The organism is Paractinoplanes pyxinae (genome assembly GCF_026626335.1).
GTDB lineage: Bacteria > Actinomycetota > Actinomycetes > Mycobacteriales > Micromonosporaceae > Actinoplanes > Actinoplanes pyxinae.
In genome coordinates this window covers 277751-299573 of record NZ_JAPNTZ010000008.1, presented here as the reverse complement: position 1 = coordinate 299573, position 21823 = coordinate 277751, and the positions used below count along the sequence as shown (strand labels likewise).

Here is a 21823-nt window from a genome sequence, read left to right as displayed (position 1 = left end):
GTCCGTGGATCGAACAACGGGGGAACGGAACGGATGTACTACATCGCCCTGGGCGCCGTCCGGCGGCGCTCCGGCCCGGCCTTGCTGGTCGGCCTGCTCGCGGCGCTGCTCGCGACGGCGGCCGGCTGCGCCGCGTGGTACGGGATGACCGTGTCGTCGCGCTCGGCCGGCAACGTGGTCACCTCGGCCCCGGTCGAGGAACGCGTCATCCTGGTGCGCCAGGCCGGCGAGGGCACCGACGACCCGCGCGGCGCGCTCGACGACTTCGACGCCACCGCGCGTGGCCTGCTGCCCGTTCCCGACGCCACTCCCGTGCTGGGTGCGGTCGCCGACGCCAGCTACATCTATCCGGGCGCGACCGGCGCCTCGACCGGCCTGCCCATCGCGTACCGCGACGGCTTCTGCCAGCACGCCAAGCTGACCGGCGCCTGCCCGGCCGCCGCCAACGACGCCGCCATCAGCACCGACTCGGCCACCCGGCTCAAGCTGAAGCCGGGCGACACGTTCCGGGTGCGGCCGGCCACCTCGGTCACCCCGATCACGTTCCGGGTCGCCGCCGTCTACCAGCCGGTCGAGCCGGGCAGCCCGTACTGGAGCGACAAGCTGTTCCGGGCCCAGGGCTCGCTCGACCCCCTGTTCACCTCGCTCGAGACGTTCCGCGATCCCACGCTGACCCGCCCGGTCCACGCGTGGGACGTCGAGGTTCCCCTGCCGTTGCTGCGCGGCGACGGCGCGTACGACCTGAACGGGCTGGTCAACCACGCGGCGCCCCGTTTCGCCGCGCAGCAGTTGCAGCTGTCCGCCCCCACCGGCCCGCTGGTCGACCGGGTGCGGGAGGAACGCATCGCCGTGGCCACCGGCGTCGCCGTCGCGCTGGGCCAGGTGGCGGTCATCGCCTGGTTCGCGATCGGGCTGGCCGGGCGCTTCACCGGCCGCGAGCGGCGGGCCGACGCCGGGCTGCTCAAGCTGCGGGGCAGCACCGCCCGCGGCATCCTGCGGCTGGCGCTCAGCCAGCACCTGCTGCCGCTGGTCGGCGGCGGCCTGGCCGGCTGGGTGGCCGGGTTCCTGATCGCCTGGCCGCTGGCCCGCGGCCTGCCCGTCCGCGTGGAGCTCTGGGTCGCGCTGCTGCTGTCGCTGGGTTTGGTGATCGTGGTGCTCGGCATCGCGCTGCTCGTGCTGCTGGCGGTGGACGCCCTGCAACAGCGGGCGCCGGTCGCGGCCCTGCTGCGGCGGGTGCCGTCGGCCCGGCGGGACTGGCGGTCCGGCGTCGTCGACCTGGCCCTGATCGCGCTGGCCGGCGGGGCCGTCTATCAGGCCCGGTCCGGCGGCGCCGGGCTCGGCGTGGTGGCGCCGGCCCTGGTCGCGCTGGCCGTCGGCCTGCTGCTGGCCCGGCTGCTGCGGCGGATCGCGGACCGGGTGGGCGCGGTGGCCCTGCGCGCGGGCCGGGTGCGGCTGGGGCTGACCGCCGTACGGGTCTCGCGCCAACCCGGCACCGACCGGGTGTTCGCCCTGGTGGTGGTGAGCGTGGCGCTGATGGCGCTGACCGTGGGCACCTTCGCCGCCGGGCGCACCGAGCGGGTCGAGCGGGCCGACGTCGAGCTGGGCGCGGCCCGGGTGCTGACCGTCTCGGCGCCCACCCGCACGCAGCTGCTGCACGCCGTGCGCCAGGCCGACCCGGCGGGCCGGTACGCGATGGCTGCCGTCGTCGATCCCGGGGGCTCGCCGCCGGTGCTGGCCGTCGACAGCAGCCGGCTCGCCGCCGTGGCCACCTGGCGACCCGAGTACGGGCCCCGCGACGCCCTGCGAGCCAAGCCGCCGGCCCTGCTGCCGCTGATCACCGGCAACCGGCTGACCGTCTCGGTGACCAGCCAGCGGCGCACGATCACCCTGCTCGGCGCGATCCTGCAGCACGAGGGCACCGGCGCCGGCGTACGTCTGGAGTTCCGCGGCATCCGGCCGGGCACCCAGTCGGTGTCGGCCGCGGTGCCGGGCTGCGCCGTCGCGCCCGGCTGCCGCCTGGTCGGCTGGGAGCTGTTCACCCCCGAGGGGTCCGGCCCGGGCGCGCTCACCATCCGCTCGCTGACCCAGCAGAACCCGTCGGGCACCATCGTCGGCACCGCGGCGTTGCGCGACGTGACCCGCTGGCGCGGCGACTTCAGCACCGAGGCCGTGCGCATCTCGACCGGCCCGGCCGGCCTCACGCTGAGCGCCAACCCGGGCGGCGGAACCAAGGTGGCCGTCGTCGACTCGCCGCTGCCCCTGCCGGTTGTGATGGCGGGGCGGCCGCCGGCCGAGTGGTTCTTCGACGACGCGGCGCTGGGCCGCTTCGGCGACGTGGCCACGCCTGTACGCGTCACCGCCGCGGCGCGAGTGCTGCCGGTAATCGGGGCCGACGGGGTGCTGACCGACCTCGACGCCGCCCGCCGCGTGGCCGGCGACGCCGACCAGGGCGGCACGCTGCAGGTGTGGCTGACCGCCGACGCGCCCGCCTCCGTCGTGGACGCCATCGGGCTGCCGGTTCTGGACGACCGGACGGCGGCGGCCCGGGTCGACGAACTGGCCGCCGACAGCTCGGTCGTCACCGCGTCGTTCGGCCTGTTCGCGGCGGCCCTGGCCGGGCTGATCGCGGCCGGCCTGCTCGCGGTGGCGGCCGCCGTCGACCGGGAGCCCCAGCTCGAGCACCTGCGCTCGCTGCGCCATCAGGGCCTGTCCCGCCGCACGGCGCTGATCACCGCGTACGCCGGTGCAGGCTCGGTGGCGCTGGCCGGGCTGCTCGGCGGGCTGGCCGCGGCCCTGGCCGCCCGCCCGATCGCCGACGTCACCGCCCCGCCCTTCCCGGACGGCTGGCGGGTGATCCCGCCGCCGGGCGCGCTCAGCCCGGCCGCGCTCGGCATCGCGGCCGTGGTCGCCGTGGTCGTGCTCGGCCTGACGACGTGGCTGTCGGTGCGGCGGCTGAACGGGGAACTCTCATGATCGCCCTGGTGCTGGCCATGGTGTGGGCCCGCCGGGGACAGACGCTGACGGTGGCGCTGCTCGCGCTGTTCGGGGTGGCCGCCGCGGTGGCCGCGCCGGCCTACCTGCGCGCGGCGGATCGCGCGGTGGCGGCGGGGCAGGTCGAGACGGCCGCCCCGAACGAGCTGGCCGTCGCGATCCGGGCCTTCCAGAAAGACCAGCGTGAGGCCAAGCCGGGCGCGCCCCCGAGCGGTCCCGACCTGGAGCGCAGCGGTACGGCGCTGGCCGGGCTGCCCGGCTTCCACTACGTCTACTCGATGGAATACGCGGCGATGGGCATCGAGCCGTCCATCTCGTACGCGAGCCGGTTCGCCTACCGCCAGGACGTCTGCGACCACCTGCGGATGGTCTCCGGGCGCTGCCTGATCGGCGAGTCCGACATCGTGCTGCCCGAGCAGGTCGGCCGGCGTCTCAAGATCGAGACCGGCGACCCGATCACGCTGACCTTCGGGCTGCGCGTCATCCCGCGCGGTGGACCGGCGTTCTACGTCGAGAACGGCACGCCCAAACGATTCCTGGTGGCCGGCCTGTACCAGGTGCCCGACCCGGCCGACGTCTACTGGGGAAGCCGCGGGTTCTTCAACCCGGGCGTCGACCTGCCGGCCGGTGCGGGCCTGCCGCTGTTCGTCACCAGCGCCTCCATCCACGCGATGGACCGCGGGGCGGTCGACACCGGTCTGGACGCCTACCCCGAGCCGGGTGCCCTGGCCGTCGACAAACTTCCTCCCGTACGCACGGGTTTGTCCGAGGTGCAGACCGGGGTGACGGCCCTCGGCGGCGGCGTCGACCTCTACAGCCAGCTGCCCGGAGTGCTTGAACGCATCGAATCGGGACGCGCCGCCGGCCACCGGATCGTGCCGGTGCTGGCCGTGGCGCTGGTGCTGCTGGCCTGCCTGACCATCTTCCTGGCCGTCGGCTACGGCACCGAGGGCCGCCGGCCCGAACTGGCGGTGGTGGCGCTGCGCGGCGCCCGATGGGGCCAGCGTTGGTGGCTGGCCACCGGCGAGAACGTGGTGGCGATCCTGATCGGCTCGATCGTCGGCTGCCTGGCCGGGCAGTTGCTGGTCAACGCGTTCGCGGCCTGGCGCTTCCCGGGTGTCGGGGCCGATGCCGGGCTCAGCTCGCTGCGCTGGGCGCCGGTCGCGGCCGGGGCGGCCCTGCTGACCGCGCTGATGGCCGAGCGGCGGCAGATCGCCACGCCGGTGGCCGAGCTGCTGCGCCGGGCGCCGGCCGTGCCGAACAGCGCGCGGGCCATCGCGGCCGAGCTCGTTGTGGTCGTTTTGGCCGTGGTCGCGGTGGTGCAGCTCAAGTCGGCGCTGCGCGGGGTCGGCACGGCCGCGGCGGCGCTGGTGCTGGTGGCCGGGGCGCTGGTCGCGGCGCGGCTGCTGGTGCCGCTGGTGACCGTGCTGGGCCGGCGGGCGTTGCGGCGGGGGCGGCTCGGCGTGGCCCTGGCCGGGCTGCAGCTCTCCCGGCGGCCGGGTGCGGTACGGCTGTTCGCCCTGCTCACGGCGGCGGTGGCGGTCATCGGGTACGCGGCCGCGGCGGTCGACGTCGCCTCGACCGGGCGCACGGCCGAGGCCACGCTGGGCACCGGCGCGACGCGGGTGCTGCAGCTGGGCCAGACCGGGCGGCAGAACCTGCTGGCCGCGGTGCGTGCGGCCGACCCCGAGGGCAAGTTCGCGATGGCGGCCGTGAAGCTGCCGTCGGACCCGGGCGCGCCGACGACCATCGGCGTGGACACCACCCGGCTGGACGCGGTGGCCGCCTGGCCCTCCACCGGGCCGGCCGCGGGCGAGATCGCGCGGCAGCTGCATCCGGCGGCGGCCCCGACGGTCAACGTGGACGGAGCGAAGGTCACATTCGACATCAGCGCCCAGTTCCCGTCGGGCAAGGCGGTCGCTTTGACCGCGGTGCTGTCGCCCCGCGAGGGCGGGAACGACGAGCTGGCCGAGCTCGGCGTGCTGCGGAACGGGCGCAACACGTACGAGCAGGGCGTCCCCGCCTGCGCCAAGGGCTGCACGCTGAAGGTGCTGCGCATCGCGGGCGGCCAGGGCACGCTCGACGTGACCGGCGTGCTGACCGTGCACAGCATCAACGGCGTGCCGTCCGACGTCCTCAACGACCCGGCGCCGTGGCGCGCCTCCGAGGGCGGCCGGATAGGGGCGGCCTCGTCGGGCGGCCTCGAGATCGAGGTGACCTCGCTGAACGGCCTGCCCGAGGGCATGTTCGTGCATCCTGCCTCGGCGCCGTACCCGCTGCCGGTGGCCGTCTCGGGGCTGACGGCGCTGCCGGCGGTGGAGAACCTGGACGCCCGGTCGACACCCGTCGACGTGCGGGCGTCGCTGCCGGCCGTCCCGGGCGCGGGCTCGCCGGCGGTGCTGACCGACCTCGATTACGCCGACCGCCTGTCGACCGACGGCGCCGTGAGCAGCACGGCGATGGTCTGGCTGAACGACCGGGCCCCCAAGGACGTCGTCGACCGCCTGACCGCCCACGGTGTCACGGTGACCGCCGACATCCGCGCCTCCCAGGTGCAGGAACGCCTGGACAAGCAGGGGCCGGCGATCGCGCTGTGGTTCTACGTGATGGTGGCCGCCCTGGCCACCGCCCTGTCGGCCGGGGCTCTCGTGCTGGCCGCCGCGGTCGACCGGGAACGCCGGGTCGAGGACATGTCGGCCCTGCGCGGGCAGGGCCTGTCCCGGTCGGCGCTGCGGCAGGCCACCCTGTACACCTACCCGGTTCTGGTGGTCGTCGCCGTGGTGGCCGGGATGGGCGTCTCGGCGCTGGGGTGGTGGCTGACCGGATGGGCGTTGCCGCTGGCCGGGCTCGATCCGCCGGCCTTGCCGCTGGCCCAGTGGCCCCGGCTGCCGACCATGGTGCTGACCGCAGTGGCCGCCGTCGTCCTGCTGGCCGGGGCGGCGGTCCTGGCCGGCCGCCGCACCCTGCGCCGAATTTCCTGACGCTCAGCCGTCCGTCGTCTCCACCCGGGCGATCAGCTGCTTCAGGCGGCCGATCTCCTCGTTCAGGGCGGTGACGCCGGCCGGCGTGAGCGTGATCCAGGTGCGGCCGCGCCGGCCCTCGTAGCCCTTCTCGACCCCGATGAGGCCGGCCTCCTCGAGCACGCTCAGATGCTTGGAGAGGTTGCCGGCAGTCAGCTCGAGCTGGCTGCGCAGATAGCCGAACTCGACGCGGCGGGCCTCGTGCGTGATGGTCAGAATTCCCAGCCGTACGCGTTGGTGGACGACCTCGTCGAGGCCGGTGACCGGGTGTGCCAGCTCCGGCTCCTCGGCGCCGGTCACGGCGGTCACCGCCGCCGCCGGCCGGCGGCCCGGAAGCCGAACGCGGCCAGCAGCAGCACCACACCGACGATGAGCTGCGGCACCGCCATGGCGGCCCGGATGCTGAAGAACCCTGAACTGAAGCCGTAGTTCATCGGCAGCACCAGCAGAACCAGAGCGAGGTAGCCGACGGTGAACGCGAGCAGCGCGACGTTGCGTTCCAGCCAGGCCAGCACCAGCAGCGTCACCCCGATCATGCCCCACGGCATGACCAGGCGGTCGAGCACGAACCACCAGTAGGGGAGCGGCTGGTCGGGGTACGGGTGGTTGGAGAAGTACGTCGTCACGGCGAGCCACGCGGCCGGGAACACCAGCGTCGTCACGGCGCCGGTGATCGCGTACGGCAGGACCCGGCCGCCCAGCCCGCGCGCCCGGGCCGCCCGCAGGTAGAGGAAGGCGATGGCCGCGTACATCAGCGGCATGGCCGGGATCCAGTAGTAGAGCATGCCGTCGCGGGCGAACTGGCAGCCACCGTCGGGCAGGCAGGTCACGTCCATGCCGAACCAGTCGAACGGGATCGCGGCGAAGGTGGCGGCGGCCAGCACGAGCAGGGCGACCCAGGTCATGCGTTGGTCGGCCCGCACGCGCTGGGAGAGCGTGCGCATGTCCGACAGGAGCCGGCGCGGATCACCGGCAGCAGGCAGCGAGTTAGCGGTCATGCCAATAGGTTTCCACAGCAAACCGATTTGCGCCAGCATCAAAGTTCGACGAAGGGACGCACCTGGGCGGCCGGCGTCAACAGGGTCACGTACGAGCCGTCGGTGCAGTCGAGCCGCAGGCGCCCCGACTGCTCGGTGGCCGCGGACAGGTCCGTACGCGGGCACTCCCACCGCAACCGCAGCGGCCCCTCGGACGGCCGGAGCAGGTCACGCCACGAACCGACACCCGGCGCCAGCAGCAGGATCCGCCGATCGGTGCGGGCCAGCACCCTCGGATTGCTGACGGTCTGAATGTGCCCGTCCAGCTCGACGGCCCGGCTGCGCGGCCGCCCGTTCACCCCGCGCCGAGCCCCCGGAACCTCGCGCTGCGGCCGCCGCAACCGCCACGGCGACATCTCGCTGCGCGACATCCCGGCCGACGCCTGCCCGTCCGGCCGGCTGACCCAGATGGCCGCGACCAGAGTCTCGCCGCCCGGCAGGCTCTCGCGCACCCGCGCCTGCAACCGCTCGTCCTGCCCGCCGCTCATGGTTCCGCCCTCATCCGCACGTCCGCCAGTCGATCACGCGGTCGTCGGCGCGTCGCCACTGGGCTGCGCGTTCACGCCGCGACAAGCTCCTCACGCATCGCCCCGCGCGAGCGGCCGCAGTTGGTGCAGACGACGAAGTGCCGGGCCGGGCGAACCGGGAACAGCGGAATGAAGAAGAGGCTGAACTTGGTCGACCGCTTCACCAGGGTCTGGGCCGCCGTGGCGCCACAGACCTCGCACCGCCCGATCCGGGAGCCGACGATCTTGTCCTTGCTGCGAAAACCGAAGATGAGGAACACCTTGCCAACGGTAACGAAAGCCCGCGAATCCGCCCGCCGAGCGACCGCGCCGCTCGGGATCGGCCGTGATCCGCGGCCGGCCGGCGGGCGGACGGCCGCCGCGCACAGCGGCCGGGCGAGGTCTCAGGCCGTCGAGCGGATCGCGGCGGCCATCACCTCGGACGTGACGGCGCGTAGGTGTTCGAGGTCGACCGGGGTCTCGAGCTCGCCGGTGGCCAGGGCGACCACGGCGTCGCCGTCGTAGCGGGTGTGGGCCGGGTGCAGGGCGCGGGCGAAGCCGGTGTGGGCGCTCTGGGCCAGCCAGTTGCACCCGATCTTGTCGAGCTTGGCGTCGGTCAGCACGACGGCAATGGTCGTGTTGGCCGTGGGGAAAGGGGCGGCCGCGGGCGCGGCGGCGGGGTCGAAGGGCGGCGCGCTCAGTGGCCGGCCGTCGGGGCCGATGACGTCGCCCCAGGCGTTGACCACGGCCAGGGCCACCACTGACGCGTCGCCGGCCCGGCCTTCGGCCATGCCGATGCCGCTGGGGTCGAGGCGTTCACGCCACTTGCCGGTGGTGGCGCCGGTGCCCGCACCCACGCGGCCCGCCTCGAAGGGGACGCCGTCGAAGGCCGCCTGCGCGGCGCGGCGCCCGCCCTCGGCGAAGTCCGGGCGGACCAGCGCGGCCACTGAGGCGTCGAAGACCGACAACCCTACGACGATCGGCACCGGACCGGCCGGCGTGGGCAGGCCCATCCCTCGCTCCCGCAGCAGCCCCATCACGCCGTCGCCGGCGGCCAGCCCGAACGCAGACCCACCGGAAAGCACCACCGCGTCCACCCGGTCTACCAGCCGCGTCGGTTCGAGCAGGGCGAACTCGCGGGTGGCCGGCGCACCTCCCCGCACCTCGCCGGAGGCGACCGTCCCCGGCGGCGGAATGATCACGGTGACCCCGGTCCCGTCGGACGTCCAGTGGCCGCCACGCGCCGAAAGCAAGCTCATGAGATCAGTATCCGGACATCCGCCGGGTCAGCCGACGGCATCACGCCCACGAAGCCGAGCGAGCGCGATCGTCTTGCACGACCGCACCCCGGCGTCACGACCGCGGCGCCGAGCGAGTGCGATCGTCTTGCACGACCGCACCTCGGCATCACGACCGCGGCGCCGAGCGAGTGCGATCGTCCTTGGGCGACCGCTCCTCGTCGCGGCGGATCCTGGTGCGGTACCGCAGTGGTGACTCGCCGACCTCGCGCTTGAACGCCGTGCTGAAGGCGCTCTCCGACGTGTACCCCAGGTCGGCCGCTAGCGCCCCGACCCGTACGTCGCCGTCGCGCAGCGCCCGCTGGGCGAGCAGCATCCGCCAGCCGTTGAGGTACGCCAGCGGCGGCACGCCCGCGACCTGCCGGAACCGCTCGGCGAACGAAGTGCGCGACATGGCCGAGGCCTGGGCCAGCTCCTCCAGCTTCCAGGACCGGCCGGGTTCGGCGTGCATGCGGCTCACCGCCGGGCGCAGCCGCTCGTCGGTCAGCACTCGAAGCCGCCCCGGCGGCAGCGAAGCCTGCCCGACGTAGGCCCGCAGCACCTCGAGCACCAGCAGTTGCGCGTACTGCCGGACGGCGAAGCCCGACCCCATCCGCGCGCCGGTCACCTCGTCCACCAGCTGGTCGACGATGACGCGCAGCCGGCCCGCCTCGGCCGCCGACGCTCGTACGTGACCGACCGGTGGCAGCGCCTGCAGCAACAGCTCCTCACCGGCCCTGTTCAGCAGCACCCGGCCGCCCACGACCAGGTCGCAGTCGGGGTCGGCCGTGAGGGGCCCGGTGGTCAGGTCGGTGATCTCCGGCTCGATCTCGCGCACCGGGCCGTCGCCGGAGCCGCCTTCGAGCTCGAGCCAGGCCCGGTTGTTCAGGATGGCGACGTCACCCGGTTCGAGATGCACGGGCGCGTCGAGGCCGTCGGCCGACAGCCGGGCCCGCCCTCGCACCATCACCGTGAGCTTGAGCGGGGTGCGGTTGAACGACCGGGCCACCCAGCGCCCGCTCGCGGCGAACGCGCCAGTCACCTGACCGCGCGCCTCCACCACGTCGAACAGGTCCGAGAGCTCATCCACGCCCGGACTATCGCAAAGAAAGCGCGCACGATCAAGCATTCATCGTACGGATAACCGCCCTACCGTTGAATCATGACCACGGAACAGCAGCACCCCCTCGGCACCCCGTTCACCGCCGCTTCGACGGCCGACGACGTTCTGGCCGGCCTCGACCTGACCGGCCGGAACGTCGTCATCACCGGCGGGGCCGGCGGCCTCGGGCTGGAGGCCACCCGCGCGCTGAGCAAGTCCGGCGCCTCGATAACGGTTGCCGCCCGCGACACCGAACGGGCCGCCGCCACCCTGGCCGGCCTCGATCGACGCCTTCGCCGCCCGTTATCTCGCCTCCGGCCGCCCGCTGCACATGCTCATCAACAGCGCCGGCAACGCGTACGGCCGGCGCACCCTGGACGCCCGCGGCTACGAGGCCGGTTTCGCCGCGTTCCACCTCGGCCACTTCCAGCTCACCCTGGCCCTGCACCCGGCGCTGCGGGCCGCGCACGGCGCCTGGGTCGTCAACGTCTCGTCGGGCGCGCACCGCACCAGCGACATCCGCTGGGACGACCTGCATTTCGAGCAGGGCTACGACGGCAACCTGGCCTACGGGCAGACCAAGACGGCCGGCGTCCTGTTCGCCGTCGAGCTCGACCGGCGCTGGGCCGGCGAGGGCATCCGGGCCTTCTCGGTGCACCCGGGCATCTCGGTCGCGTCGAGCCTGGCCCACATGGAGCAGAGCACCTTCAGCATGCGGCAGCTGCAGGCGATGGGGCTGGTCGACGAGAACGAGCAGCCGATCATCGATCCCGAGAACGAGAAGAAGACACCTCAGCAGGCCGCCGCGACGATCGTGTTCGGCGCGGCGAGCCCGCTGCTCGACGGCATCGGCGGCGTCTACCTCAAGAACAGCGACGTCGCACCCCTGGACCCGACGCCGTGGGGGCCGACGCCGGTGGGTGAGAAGCCGGTCGTCCTCTCCGATGCCGCACCGCACGCGCTCGACCCGGAGTCGGCCCGGCGGCTGTGGGAGCTGAGCGAGAAACTGCTCGCCGAGTAGGCCGGCCGGAAGATCGATGAGGGTTGACATGCCGGACACATAGCAGCAATGTCGGTTACATCGATTTAGCGCTCCCGTCCCTGGGAGGTTGCGTGGAAGACGCCGCCATTGTCGCCATGACCGCGGACGGGATCACGCTGCTGGTCGACGTCACCGGGCCGGGCTTGCCGGTCGTCGCGTACTGGGGGCCCGAGCTGCCGGGGCTCGACGAGGATCAAGCCCGATCGCTTCTGTTGCTGGGTGAGGCCGTCACCGGAAGCAACGCGCTCGACCTGCCGCCCCGGGTCGCGATTTTGCCCGAGCACAGCTCGGGGTGGCCGGGTCGGCCGGGGTTGCGCGGTTCGGCGTCGGGCGTCGGGTGGTCACCCTCGTTCCAGATCAAAAGCCTTCGCGCGTACGGCGTTCCGGCGCGCGGCTACGTGGCCGGGGGCGCCGGAGTTCTGACCGTCGAGGCCGCCGACGAGGCGTCCCGGGTCGAGCTTCTGATCGAGATCGAGCTGCTTGCGACGGGTCTGGTACGAGCCCGGGCCGCCGTCACCAACCAGCACGTGGACCCGTACGCGCTGGAGGATCTGGTCCTGTCCTTCCCGATCCCCGCCCGGGCCACGGAACTGCTCGACTTCGCCGGACGGCACAACCTCGAACGTGTGCCGCAGCGGCTGCCCCTGACCGTCGGGGCGCACGTTCGCGAGAACCGGCGCGGGCGCACCGGCGCCGACAGCGCGTACGTGTTGCATGCCGGCGAGCCCGGCTTCGGCTTCGCGCGCGGCCGGGTGTGGGCCGTGCATACAGCTTGGAGCGGCAACCACACCCACTACGCCGAACGGGTCTGGTCGGGCGAGCAGCGGCTCGGCGGCGGCGAGTTGCTGCTGCCGGGCGAGGTGCGGCTGGTGCGCGGAGAGACGTACACCTCGCCCTGGGTCTATGCCGCGCACGGCGACGGACTGGACGAAGTTGCGCGCCGCTTCCATCGCCACTTGCGCGATCGTGAGCGAACGGTCAGCAGTGAACGGCCGGTTTCGCTCAATGTGTGGGAAGCCGTCTACTTCGATCACAACCTGCCGAGGCTGCTCGAGTTGGCCGAACGTGCGGCCGAGGCCGGCGCCGAACGCTATGTGCTCGACGACGGCTGGTTCGGCTCGCGCCGCGACGACACCTCGGGGCTGGGGGACTGGGTGGTGTCACCCGACGTCTGGCCGGACGGGCTGCACCCGCTGGTCGATCGGGTCAAGCAACTGGGCATGCAGTTCGGGCTGTGGTTCGAGCCCGAGATGGTCAATCCGGACTCCGACGTCGCCCGCGAGCACCCCGAATGGATCATGGCGGCGCGCTCGGACTGGCCGGTGGAGTCGCGCCGCCAGCAGGTGCTGAACCTCGGCCTGCCCGCCGCCTACGACCACGTACGGGCCCAGATCTTCGCCATTCTCGACGAGTACGCCATCGACTACATCAAGTGGGACCACAACCGCGACCTGATCGACGCCGGCACCCAGCCCGGAGGCGAACCCGGCGTCCACGAGCAGACCCTGGCGTTCTACCGGCTGCTCGACGAGATCCGGGCCGCGCACCCGATGCTCGAGATCGAGTCGTGCTCGTCCGGCGGCGGACGGGTCGACCTCGAGGTGCTGACCCGGTCCGACCGCATCTGGGTCAGCGACAACATCGACCCGCACGACCGGCAGCACATGCTGCGCTGGACCGGCCAGCTCGTGCCGCCGGAATACCTCGGCTCGCACATCGCCTCGGACCGCAGCCACGTCACCGGCCGCCGGCACGACCTCGACTTCCGGGCCGGCACGGCGATCTTCGGCCACCTCGGCATCGAGTGGGACCTGACCGCCGCGTCCCCGGAAGAGCGGCACGAGCTGGCCGAGTGGATTGCGTTCTTCAAGCAGAACCGCCGGTTGTTGCTCAGCGGCGACCTGGTGCGCATGGACGGATACGGACAAGACGTGCTCGTTCATGGCGTCGTCGCGCACGATCGCTCATCAGCGCTCATCGCCATGGTGACGATGGACAGCCCGTATCCGGATCCGCCGGCCCGCCTGCGGTTCCGCGGTCTCGACCCGCAGCGGCTCTACCGTCTGCGCCCTGTTCGCCCCGCCGCGCAGCCACCGCCGTGGTGGAGCGAGGCGGGCTTGGCACTCACCGGGTTCGCGCTCGAGCATGTGGGCGCGGCCGCTCCACGGGTCCACCCCGATCAAGTAGTGCTGTATCGCGCCGACGCCCTGTGAGGGGACCACATGGCCACCGCAACCCCGGAGTTGAGAAGGAAACCCAAGGACGACACCAGACTGGCGATCCTGTTCATCGCGCCCGCGCTCGTCGGCTTCCTGGTCTTCATGATCTGGCCGACGCTGCGCGGCATCTACCTCAGCTTCACCAAGTTCAACCTGCTCACGCCGCCCGAGTTCAACGGGTTCGACAACTACGTGCGCATGGTGCAGGACCCGGTCTTCTGGAACTCGCTCAAGGTCACCGTCTACTACGTGGTCATCAACATCGCCCTGCAGACGGCGCTGGCCCTGGGCATCGCGGTGATGATGCAGCGGCTGACCAAGCGCACCTGGCTGCGCGGCATCGTCCTCACCCCGTACCTGGTCTCGAACGTGGTCGCCGCCCTGGTCTTCCTGTGGATCCTCGACTACCAGCTGGGCATCGGGAACAAGGTGCTCGAGATGATCGGGATGGACCGGATCGCCTTCCTGGCCGACAGCAACTGGGTCATCCCGACGATCGCGCTGATCAACGTGTGGCGGCACGTCGGCTACACGGCCCTGCTGATCTTCGCCGGGCTGCAGACCATTCCCGAGACGCTGTACGAGGCCGGTCGCACCGACGGCGCCTCGGAGATCACCATGTTCCGGCGGATCACGCTGCCGTTGCTGCGCCCCATCCTGGCCCTGGTGCTCATCATCACCGTGGTCGGCTCGTTCCAGGTGTTCGACACGGTCGCCGTCACCACCCGCGGCGGGCCGGTCGACTCGTCCCGCGTGCTGCAGTACTACATCTACGACATGGCGTTCGGCCGCTTCCAGTTCGGCTACGCCTCGGCCATGTCGGTCGCGCTCCTGGTGGTCCTCATCGTGATCACGTTCCTGCAGTACCGGCTGACCCGCGCCGAGCAATCCGACCTGGCCTAGGAGGGCACGATGGCCACTGCCACCACGCCGGTCGCCGTGCCGGCCACCGTCACCGCGGATCAACCGGCCCCCAAACCCGGCTTCAACTTCGGCCGGGCGCTGGCCTGGGTCTTCATGATCCTGGTCATCCTGGGGTCGCTGTTCCCCTTCTACTGGATGCTGCGCACGGCCCTGAGTAGCAACAACGCCCTGTACGCGGGATCGGACAGCCTGCTGCCGGTCGACGCGTCGTGGGGCGGCTTCCAGCGGGTGTTCGGGCTGCAGACGGGGCAGGAGGCGATCGACGCCGGCGGGGCCGGGCAGCCGATCAACTTCTGGCACTACCTGGCCAACTCGGTGCTCGTCTCCACCCTGATCACGGCCGGCCAGGTCTTCTTCAGCGCGATGGCGGCGTACGCGTTCGCCCGTCTGCAATGGCGGCACCGCGAGAAAGTGTTCGGCTTCTTCCTGGCCGGGCTGATGATTCCCGCCATCTTCACGCTGCTGCCCAATTTCGTGCTCATCAAGCAGCTCGGCCTGGTCGACACCCTGCTCGGCATCTCGCTGCCGACCATGCTGATGACGCCGTTCGCGGTGTTCTTCCTGCGGCAGTTCTTCCTGGGCATCTCGCGTGAGGTCGAGGAGGCGGCCCATGTGGACGGCGCGTCCAAGGTGCGGGTGTTCTTCCGCCTGATCCTGCCGATGTCGTCGGCCCCGCTGGCCACCCTGGCCATCCTCACGTACATCACCTCGTGGAACGACTATTTCTGGCCGCTCATGGTCAGCTACACCGACCGTTCCCGAGTGCTGACGGTAGCGCTGGGCGTCTTCAAGTCGCAGACCCCGCAGACCGGGCCGGACTGGTCCGGCCTGATGGCGGCGACGCTGGTGGCGGCCCTGCCGATGCTCATCCTGTTCCTGTTCTTCGCCAAGCGGATCGTCAACTCGATCGGATTCAGTGGGATCAAATGAGAACCCGACTCGCGGCACTGCTGTCCGCCGTTCTCGTCGCCGGATGCGGCTGGAGCGGCGCCGACGCCCCCACCGAGGCGGGCGGCGGAACCATCGAATACTGGCTGTGGGACTCGGGCCAGCAGCCGGGCTACCAGAAATGCGCCGACGCCTTCGCGAAAGAGAATCCGGGCCTGCGGGTGCACATCTCCCAGTACGGCTGGGACACGTACTGGTCGAAGCTGACGGCCGGTTTCATCGCCGACACCGCGCCCGACGTCTTCACCGACCACCTGGCCAAGTTCGCGCAGTTCGTCGACCTCAACGTGTTGCGCCCGCTCGATGATCTGCCACCCACGGCCGACATCAACGACGGCGACTATCAGGAGGGCCTGGCCGAGCTGTGGAAGGGCCAGGACGGCAAGCGGTACGGGGCGCCGAAGGACTGGGACACCATCGCCATGTTCTACGACCCGGCGGCGCTCGAGGACGCGGGCATCGATCCGGCCACGCTGAAGGACCTGACGTGGAACCCGCAGGACGGCGGCACCTTCGAGAAGGCCGTCGCCCACCTGACGGTCGACGCCAACGGCATCCGGGGCGACGAGCAGGGCTTCGACAAGAACAACGTACGCCAGTACGGCATAGGCTCCGACGGGGCCGGGGGAGGCGGCTGGGGGCAGACCCAGTGGTCGAACTTCACCGGCAGCGCCGGGTGGCAGGTCACCGACCGCAACCCGTGGGGCACCCGCTTCAACCTCGATCAGCCGGCCTTCCAGGACACCCTCACCTGGTACTTCGGGCTGGCCCGCAAGGGCTACATGCCCAGCTTCGCCGAGATCGGCGGCAACAACCCGGTCGGGCCGGACAAGCAGATCCAGTCCGGGCTGGCCGCCATGGCCTTCGACGGCTCGTGGAAGATCTCGACCTTCACCGGCCTGACCGACACCGCGGGCAACAAGCTCGAGATCGGCATCGCGCCGACGCCGATCGGGCCCACCGGCAAGCGAGCCTCGATGTTCAACGGCCTGGCCGACTCGGTCACGTCGTTGTCGAAGCAACCCGAGAACGCCGCCAAGTGGGTCAAGTTCATGAGCGGCGAGGAGTGCCAGAACATCATCGGCGAGTCCGGCGTGGTCTTCCCGGCCCGGCCGGCCGGCACCGAGAAGGCGATCGCGTTCAACCGCGACGAGCGCAAGCTCGATGTCACCCCGTTCACCGATCAGGTCAAGGACAAGACGACGTTCCTCTTCCCGGTCACCAGCAACGCCGCCGACATTCTCGCGCTCATGCAGCCTCGCATGGACGCGGTCTACATCGGCGACGCCCCGGTGTCGTCGCTGAGCACCCTGAACGATCAGTTGAACGACCTGTTCAAGGTCGCTCAATAACTAGACTTCCTGGCCGGTGTAGAACGCGTACGTGCGCTCCCCGGCGGCCTTCGCGGCCGCCGGGTCGGCGCCGTCGGCGATCGAGGCCTCGACCCAGGCGTCGCTCGACTGCCGATAGAACGACTGACCCTCCGGGGTCTCGTGCCAGGTCTGCATCTTGGCCGGGTCGGGAGCGGCCGCCGGGTCGGCCAGGTAGTTGGCCAGGCCGTACAGGCCGCCGTCCCAGCCCACGCCGGTGGCGCCGGGGCCGAACTGGTCCCACCACTCGTCGGCCACGTGGGCGACGTGCTCGAGCTCGAACCGGGTGCTGTCGCCCTCGGGGGTCAGCCGCACCTCGATCCAGCTCACCTGACCGGCGAACTCCCACGTGGCCGAGTAACCGCTGGGCCGGTCGCACCGGGTGACCGTGCCGCCCGCGTTGCCGGTGAGCTGGTATTTGCCGCCCTCTTTGAGCTCGCCCTCGACCGGAAGGAACCAGCGGCTGATCCGCTCGGGGTTGGTCACCACGTCCCACAGGTCTTCGATGTCGGTGTCGTAGACCTGGCTGATGGTCTGTACGCGGGCCTCGCCGGCCTCGAGCGTGCGGCGGCCCTGCTGCCGGCGCACCTGGCTGATCTGGCGATCGACGTCAATCATGGCGTTTCCCCTCATCTGCTTGGATACGTCGCTGCCGCTTGCCCCGGGCCACCTCGGTCTCCATGGCGGCCAGGCGAGGAGCCCAGAACCGGCGAAACTTGGCCAGCCAGGCGTCGGCCTCGCGCAGCGCGGTGTCGTCGACCGCGTACAGGCGGCGGGCCCCCTGCGGGCGCACGGTCGCGAAGCCGTTGTCGCGCAGCACCCGCAGGTGTTGCGACACGGCCGGTTGCGAGATGCCGAACTCGGCGCGGATCACGTCGGTGACGGCCCCGGAGCTCTGCTCACCCTCGGCGAGCAGCTCCAGGATCCGCCGACGGACGGGATCACCGAGAACATCGAACGCGTGCACAGCCGTACATTATCAGTTGGCTCTTATATAAGCCAGTGCTGAAATAGGTGGTTCCGCCGATGGCGGGCACAGGCGCATGCGGCATGCTGATCGAGGAAGCGCCGGGGAAGGGGAATGACGTGCCGGACGTGCGGGCCAACGGTATCGATCTGAGGTACGAGACGACAGGGAACCCTGACGATCCGGACCTGCTGCTCATCATGGGGCTGGGGGCGCAGCTGATCGACTGGCCGGCCCGGTTCGTCGAGCAGCTGGCCGGTCGCGGTTTCCATGTCGTACGGTTCGACAACCGCGATGCCGGGCTGTCGACCGCCTTCGACGAGCTGCCCCCGCCCGACCTCGGCGCCATCTTCGGCGGCGACCTGACCACCGCGCCGTACCAGCTCAGCGACATGGCGGCCGACACGGCCGGGCTGATCAAAGAGCTCGGGATCGAGCCGGTGCACGTGGTCGGCGCCTCGATGGGCGGCATGATCGCCCAGCAGCTCACCATCGACCACCCCGACCTGGTGGCCAGCCTCTGCTCGATCATGTCGATGACCGGCGACCGAACCGTCGGGCACCCGACCACCGAGGCCGCGGCCGCGCTCATGCGCCCGCCCGCCGCCACCCCGGACGAGATCATCGCCGGCGCCATCGCCTCGTCGCGGGTCATCGGCTCGCCCGGCTACCCCACCGAGGAAGCCGAGATCCGCCGCCGGGCCACGGCCAAGTACGAGCGCAGCTACCGCCCGGCCGGCGGCCAGCGGCAGTACGCGGCGATCGTCGCCTCGCCCGACCGCACGGCCGGGCTCGCCTCGGTGGCCGTGCCCACGGTCGTCATCCACGGCGAGGACGACCCGCTGATCAACGTGAGCGGCGGCCGGGCCACGGCGAACGCGATCCCGGGGGCTTCACTTCTCACTTTCCCGGGTATGGGGCATGACCTGCCGGAGCCGCTGTGGACCCCGATCATCGATGCGATCGTGGCGAATATCCGCCGGTAGCCTCCGGTTGCCGCCCCGGGCCGGAGGGTCGATCATGAAGATCGATAACCCTCCACCGGGGTTGGGAGGCGCACCTTGTCCCTGCTCACCAGGCTCGACCGCGATCGCTCCGTGGCGCCGCCCGGCTTCAGTCGCTGGCTGATCCCGCCCGCCGCCCTGTCGGTGCACCTGTGCATCGGCCAGGTCTACGCGACCAGCGTCTACAAGAACTCTTTCGTCTCGCACTTCGAGGCCAGCCAGACCTCCATCGGCATCATCTTCAGCATCGCGATCGTGATGCTGGGCCTGTCGGCGGCGGTCGGCGGCACCTGGGTCGAACGCAACGGCCCGCGCAAGGCCATGTTCGTCTCGGCCAGCTTCTGGGCGGCCGGCTTCCTGATCAGCGCACTCGGCATCAGCACCAAGCAGCTGTGGCTGGTCTACCTCGGCTACGGCGTGGTCGGCGGCATCGGCCTCGGCATCGGCTACATCTCGCCGGTGTCGACCCTGATCAAGTGGTTCCCCGACCGGCCCGGGCTGGCCACCGGCCTGGCCATCATGGGCTTCGGCGGCGGCGCGCTGATCGCCAGCCCGCTCTCGCGCCAGCTGCTCTCGTTCTACGACGACCAGTACGACCCGAACGTGGCCACCTCGGTCGCCTCGGGCGGGTCGCTGGTGGCGCTGTTCCTCACGCTCGGCATCGCCTACTTCGTGATCATGATGTTCGGCGTGGCCAACATGCGCGTACCGGCCGACGACTGGAAGCCCGACGGCTGGGACCCGGCCTCGGTCAAAGAGAAGCCGCTGGTCACGACGGCGAGCGTGTCGGCCGCCAACGCCATCCGCACCCGCTCGTTCTGGCTGCTGTGGGTCGTGCTGTTCTGCAACGTGACCGCCGGCATCGGCATCCTCGAGCAGGCCAGCCCGATGATCCAGGACTTCTTCCGCACGGATGGCGTCTCGTCGGTCAGCGTGGCCGCCGCGGGTGGCTTCGTCGGTGTGCTGTCGCTGTTCAACATGGGCGGCCGGTTCGCCTGGTCGACCACGTCCGACCTGATCGGCCGCAAGCCCATCTACATGGTCTACCTGGGCGTCGGCGTGATCCTGTACCTGCTGCTGGCCACCGTCGGCGACGCCGCGACCTGGCTGTTCGTGATCCTGGCGGGCGTCATCCTGTCGTTCTACGGCGGCGGCTTCGCCACGGTCCCGGCCTACCTGCGCGACCTGTTCGGCACGTACCAGGTCGGCGCCATCCACGGCCGCCTGCTGACCGCCTGGTCGGCCGCGGGCGTGGCCGGCCCGCTGATCATCAACGGCTTCCTGGACGCCGAGGGCAAGCCCGGCACGCTGACCAGCTCGGCCTACCAGCCGGCGCTGTTCACGATGGTCGGCGTCCTGGTGATCGGCTTCATCGCCAACCTGCTGATCCGGCCGGTGCCGGAGCGCTACCACGAGCCGGCCAAGCCGCTCGAGAAGGAGGCCGCGGCATGAGCGCCCGTCTAGTCCTCTCCTGGCTGCTGGTGGCCGTCCTGTTGGGCTACGGCATCATCCAGACCGTGATCACCGCGGCGAAGCTCTTCCAGTAGTCCGCTCCGATCGCTGCCCGGGTCCACGCGGACCCGGGCAGCGCTGTTCCAGAATCAAAGCCGCTCAGCCCAGGTGGGCGTTGGCTGCTCGGGCCTGGTCGGCGAAGGCGGGCAGCTCGACGACTTCGACGCCGGAGGCGGTCAGCAGGGCGACGCCCTCGCAGGTGACGAACAGGTCGGGTTCGCGCCAGGCGATCACGACGCGGGGGATGCGGGCCGCGAGGATCAGGCTCGTGCAGGTGGCGTCCGGGCGGCTGGCGCGTTTCGAGCACGGCTCCAGGCTGCTGTAGAGGGTCGCCCGGCGCAGATCGGCATCGGCCTTGAGCAGCGCTGACTCCTCGGCGTGGATGACGGGGTCGGTGTCGCGCGACCAACCGTACGCAATCTCGTGGTCCTCGGCGTCCACGATGACCGCCCCGACCGCGAACGCCGTCGACGAGCGCGGCGACCGGTGAGCCAGGTCCACCGCGCGCCTCATCCAGCGGTCGTCATCCATGCTGTTCCCATCGGCGTTCATACCTGTCAAGCCGGGCGGTCGCGGAGACTGCCCTGCTCGCAACCTACGGGATAGCTCGCGCTCGATCAGCCGCGGCAGGCAGGCGAAGTGCCGTGGCGTTCGCCGGCGGTGCGGTGGTCAGCTTGTCGTCAGCCGCATCGCTGGTGGCAGACCTGTGTAAGGGGCCAGCAATTCGGGGAATCCGCGCCGAACAGCAGCCAGCAGACGATGTCGGTGGCGTAGTAGACGCCGGATTCGATGTGGAACCGGGTCCAGCCGGGCGGTGTGGTTGTCTCGCCGATGTCGAGGAGAAGCTGTCGGCCCGTTAACGGGCTGGTGGCAGCTCGACCGTCGCTGGTGGGGAGGAAATAAAGCGGGTGTCGCTTGCCGCCCGTTGGCGGGCCATCAGAGCCGTACCAGATTCCGTTGTCATCTTGGAGGGCGCGAATCAACATGTGTAGCCCTCCGGGGCCTGCGTTCTTGGTAGGCCGCGTGCTGGAGGAGCGTTCAGTACTGGGCCGCGGGCCGGCCGGTCTCGGCGGCGGATCGGAGCAGTCGTGTTGACGGTCACCGAGCGGCGCCGGTGTGGATACGCGTCCAAGGTTCCTCAAGGATCAAGCGGATGGTTTACGCACAGTCCTTCGTCATGCGAGCCACCCGTGGATGCGATCTCCCGGAAGAATTGACGTTGGTGTTGCCCGCCGTTTCACGTGTGTGCTTCGCCGCCGAGAGTGCTCGTCTCGGGGTCGCTGAGATGGCGTTCGCGGTCTAGCGTTGGATGCGACCGAAGAAGTGGCTGGCGGGCGAATCGAGCTCGGGCGAGGTGAAGAAATCCCGGATGGCGCCGATGAATTCGCCGCGGCTGATCCGCCCGTCGTCATCAGTGTCCAATTCGAGGAACACGTTCAGGGCTTCGAGGTCCGACACACCCCACGCCTGCAGGAACACCTTGTACTCCGGTTTGCTGATGGTGTCGTCCGCGTCGGTGTCCATCACGTCGAAGATCGCCTGCGGGACCACGCCGGCCATGACGAACTGGCTCTGGTCGGCGCCCGCGGCCTGGTTCGCGGCCACGAACTGCTCTTCCGACAGCCGATCGACGCCGTTCACGTGCTGCAGCAGCTCCGACCAGTACTTCTGATAGGCGGCTCGCAGCGCATGCGCCCGGCTGTCCTCCGCGGCTATGCCGTACCCGTCCAGGTAGCGACTGATGAGGCGCTCATAGTCGCTCCAGTCGACGAATCCGTCACGGTCGGTGTCGCTCGCCCCGAACAGATGGCCCAGCTTCACGGCAATCGGATCAACAGTGCCATCGGTCATGTGTCCGGCCCTCCAATGCCTGCTCTGTTCGCAATCTATCCCAGAAGTGACGA

General features: G+C 71.0%; 20 protein-coding genes and 1 pseudogene. 10 read left to right on the top strand and 11 right to left on the bottom strand.

All coding sequences use genetic code 11. From position 1 onward, the window contains the following. The first annotated feature begins 33 nt into the window (after positions 1-33). Positions 34-2973 carry an FtsX-like permease family protein gene (locus OWR29_RS24165; protein ID WP_267565474.1) on the top strand — a complete coding sequence of 980 codons (2940 nt, stop codon included), beginning with the start codon at positions 34-36 and terminating at the stop codon, positions 2971-2973. Continuing rightward, positions 2970-5972, top strand: coding sequence for an FtsX-like permease family protein (locus OWR29_RS24160; RefSeq protein WP_267565473.1), 3003 nt, complete (start codon positions 2970-2972; stop codon positions 5970-5972). Before OWR29_RS24165 ends, OWR29_RS24160 begins: the two co-directional genes overlap by 4 nt. Before the next feature lie 3 nt (positions 5973-5975). Here OWR29_RS24160 and OWR29_RS24155 read toward each other — a convergent pair whose 3' ends face one another. The 6 genes from OWR29_RS24155 to OWR29_RS24130 form a co-directional block, all read right to left on the bottom strand. Then, positions 5976-6320: a transcriptional regulator gene (locus OWR29_RS24155; protein WP_438872645.1), complete on the bottom strand. Its 345-nt coding sequence runs from the start codon at positions 6318-6320 to the stop codon at positions 5976-5978. Beyond that, a complete protein-coding gene (locus OWR29_RS24150) occupies positions 6317-7009 on the bottom strand; it encodes a hypothetical protein (protein ID WP_267565471.1) in 693 nt (230 codons plus the stop codon). The genes OWR29_RS24155 and OWR29_RS24150 overlap by 4 nt, the downstream gene beginning before the upstream one ends. Positions 7010-7047: 38 nt before the next feature. Further along, positions 7048-7536, bottom strand: coding sequence for a hypothetical protein (locus OWR29_RS24145; protein ID WP_267565470.1), 489 nt, complete (start codon positions 7534-7536; stop codon positions 7048-7050). Positions 7537-7607: 71 nt separating this feature from the next. Beyond that, positions 7608-7835, bottom strand: a complete 228-nt coding sequence (locus tag OWR29_RS24140) for a zinc-ribbon domain-containing protein (RefSeq protein ID WP_267565469.1) — start codon at positions 7833-7835, stop codon at positions 7608-7610. 123 nt (positions 7836-7958) lie between these two features. After that, on the bottom strand, positions 7959-8813 hold the full coding sequence (locus tag OWR29_RS24135; RefSeq protein ID WP_267565468.1) for a P1 family peptidase: 855 nt from the start codon (positions 8811-8813) through the stop codon (positions 7959-7961). Positions 8814-8961: 148 nt separating this feature from the next. Continuing rightward, positions 8962-9921, bottom strand: a complete 960-nt coding sequence (locus OWR29_RS24130) for an AraC family transcriptional regulator (protein ID WP_267565467.1) — start codon at positions 9919-9921, stop codon at positions 8962-8964. Positions 9922-9993: 72 nt separating this feature from the next. Between OWR29_RS24130 and OWR29_RS24125 the strand changes: the two are divergent. The 5 genes and pseudogenes from OWR29_RS24125 (at position 9994) to OWR29_RS24105 (ending at position 16418) form a co-directional block, all read left to right on the top strand. Further along, positions 9994-10954, top strand: a pseudogene (locus tag OWR29_RS24125) (SDR family NAD(P)-dependent oxidoreductase). A gap of 92 nt (positions 10955-11046) precedes the next feature. Beyond that, the gene (locus OWR29_RS24120) at positions 11047-13188 is read left to right on the top strand and encodes an alpha-galactosidase (protein ID WP_267565466.1); all 2142 of its coding nucleotides are present in this window, start codon (positions 11047-11049) and stop codon (positions 13186-13188) included. Between the two features lie 9 nt (positions 13189-13197). Continuing rightward, positions 13198-14097, top strand: a complete 900-nt coding sequence (locus OWR29_RS24115; RefSeq protein ID WP_267565465.1) for a carbohydrate ABC transporter permease — start codon at positions 13198-13200, stop codon at positions 14095-14097. Positions 14098-14106: 9 nt separating this feature from the next. Further along, positions 14107-15048 carry a carbohydrate ABC transporter permease gene (locus tag OWR29_RS24110; RefSeq protein ID WP_267565464.1) on the top strand — a complete coding sequence of 314 codons (942 nt, stop codon included), beginning with the start codon at positions 14107-14109 and terminating at the stop codon, positions 15046-15048. Beyond that, entirely contained in the window at positions 15045-16418 is a 1374-nt protein-coding gene (locus tag OWR29_RS24105) for an ABC transporter substrate-binding protein (RefSeq protein ID WP_267565463.1), read from the top strand. Before OWR29_RS24110 ends, OWR29_RS24105 begins: the two co-directional genes overlap by 4 nt. Here the strand turns inward: OWR29_RS24105 and OWR29_RS24100 are convergent, their stop codons facing one another. Beyond that, the gene (locus OWR29_RS24100) at positions 16419-17054 is read right to left on the bottom strand and encodes an SRPBCC family protein (protein WP_267565462.1); all 636 of its coding nucleotides are present in this window, start codon (positions 17052-17054) and stop codon (positions 16419-16421) included. Then, a complete protein-coding gene (locus tag OWR29_RS24095; RefSeq protein ID WP_267565461.1) occupies positions 17047-17403 on the bottom strand; it encodes an ArsR/SmtB family transcription factor in 357 nt (118 codons plus the stop codon). The genes OWR29_RS24100 and OWR29_RS24095 overlap by 8 nt, the downstream gene beginning before the upstream one ends. Positions 17404-17522: 119 nt before the next feature. On the opposite strand from OWR29_RS24095, the gene OWR29_RS24090 reads away from it, so the two are divergent. The 3 genes from OWR29_RS24090 to OWR29_RS48310 all read left to right on the top strand — a co-directional run bounded on the left by OWR29_RS24090 (position 17523) and on the right by OWR29_RS48310 (position 19954). Beyond that, the gene (locus OWR29_RS24090) at positions 17523-18389 is read left to right on the top strand and encodes an alpha/beta fold hydrolase (RefSeq protein ID WP_267565460.1); all 867 of its coding nucleotides are present in this window, start codon (positions 17523-17525) and stop codon (positions 18387-18389) included. A gap of 81 nt (positions 18390-18470) precedes the next feature. After that, complete coding sequence (locus OWR29_RS24085) at positions 18471-19859, top strand: OFA family MFS transporter (protein ID WP_324291270.1); 1389 nt, start codon at positions 18471-18473, stop codon at positions 19857-19859. Continuing rightward, positions 19856-19954, top strand: coding sequence for an MFS transporter small subunit (locus tag OWR29_RS48310; protein ID WP_438872644.1), 99 nt, complete (start codon positions 19856-19858; stop codon positions 19952-19954). The genes OWR29_RS24085 and OWR29_RS48310 overlap by 4 nt, the downstream gene beginning before the upstream one ends. Before the next feature lie 64 nt (positions 19955-20018). Here OWR29_RS48310 and OWR29_RS24080 read toward each other — a convergent pair whose 3' ends face one another. From OWR29_RS24080 to OWR29_RS24070, 3 genes are all read right to left on the bottom strand, one after another. Beyond that, positions 20019-20450: a cytidine/deoxycytidylate deaminase family protein gene (locus tag OWR29_RS24080; protein ID WP_267565458.1), complete on the bottom strand. Its 432-nt coding sequence runs from the start codon at positions 20448-20450 to the stop codon at positions 20019-20021. A 149-nt stretch (positions 20451-20599) separates the two neighbouring features. Then, the gene (locus OWR29_RS24075; RefSeq protein WP_267565457.1) at positions 20600-20905 is read right to left on the bottom strand and encodes a hypothetical protein; all 306 of its coding nucleotides are present in this window, start codon (positions 20903-20905) and stop codon (positions 20600-20602) included. Between the two features lie 313 nt (positions 20906-21218). Further along, the gene (locus OWR29_RS24070) at positions 21219-21770 is read right to left on the bottom strand and encodes an EF-hand domain-containing protein (RefSeq protein WP_267565456.1); all 552 of its coding nucleotides are present in this window, start codon (positions 21768-21770) and stop codon (positions 21219-21221) included. Positions 21771-21823 lie beyond the last annotated feature (53 nt).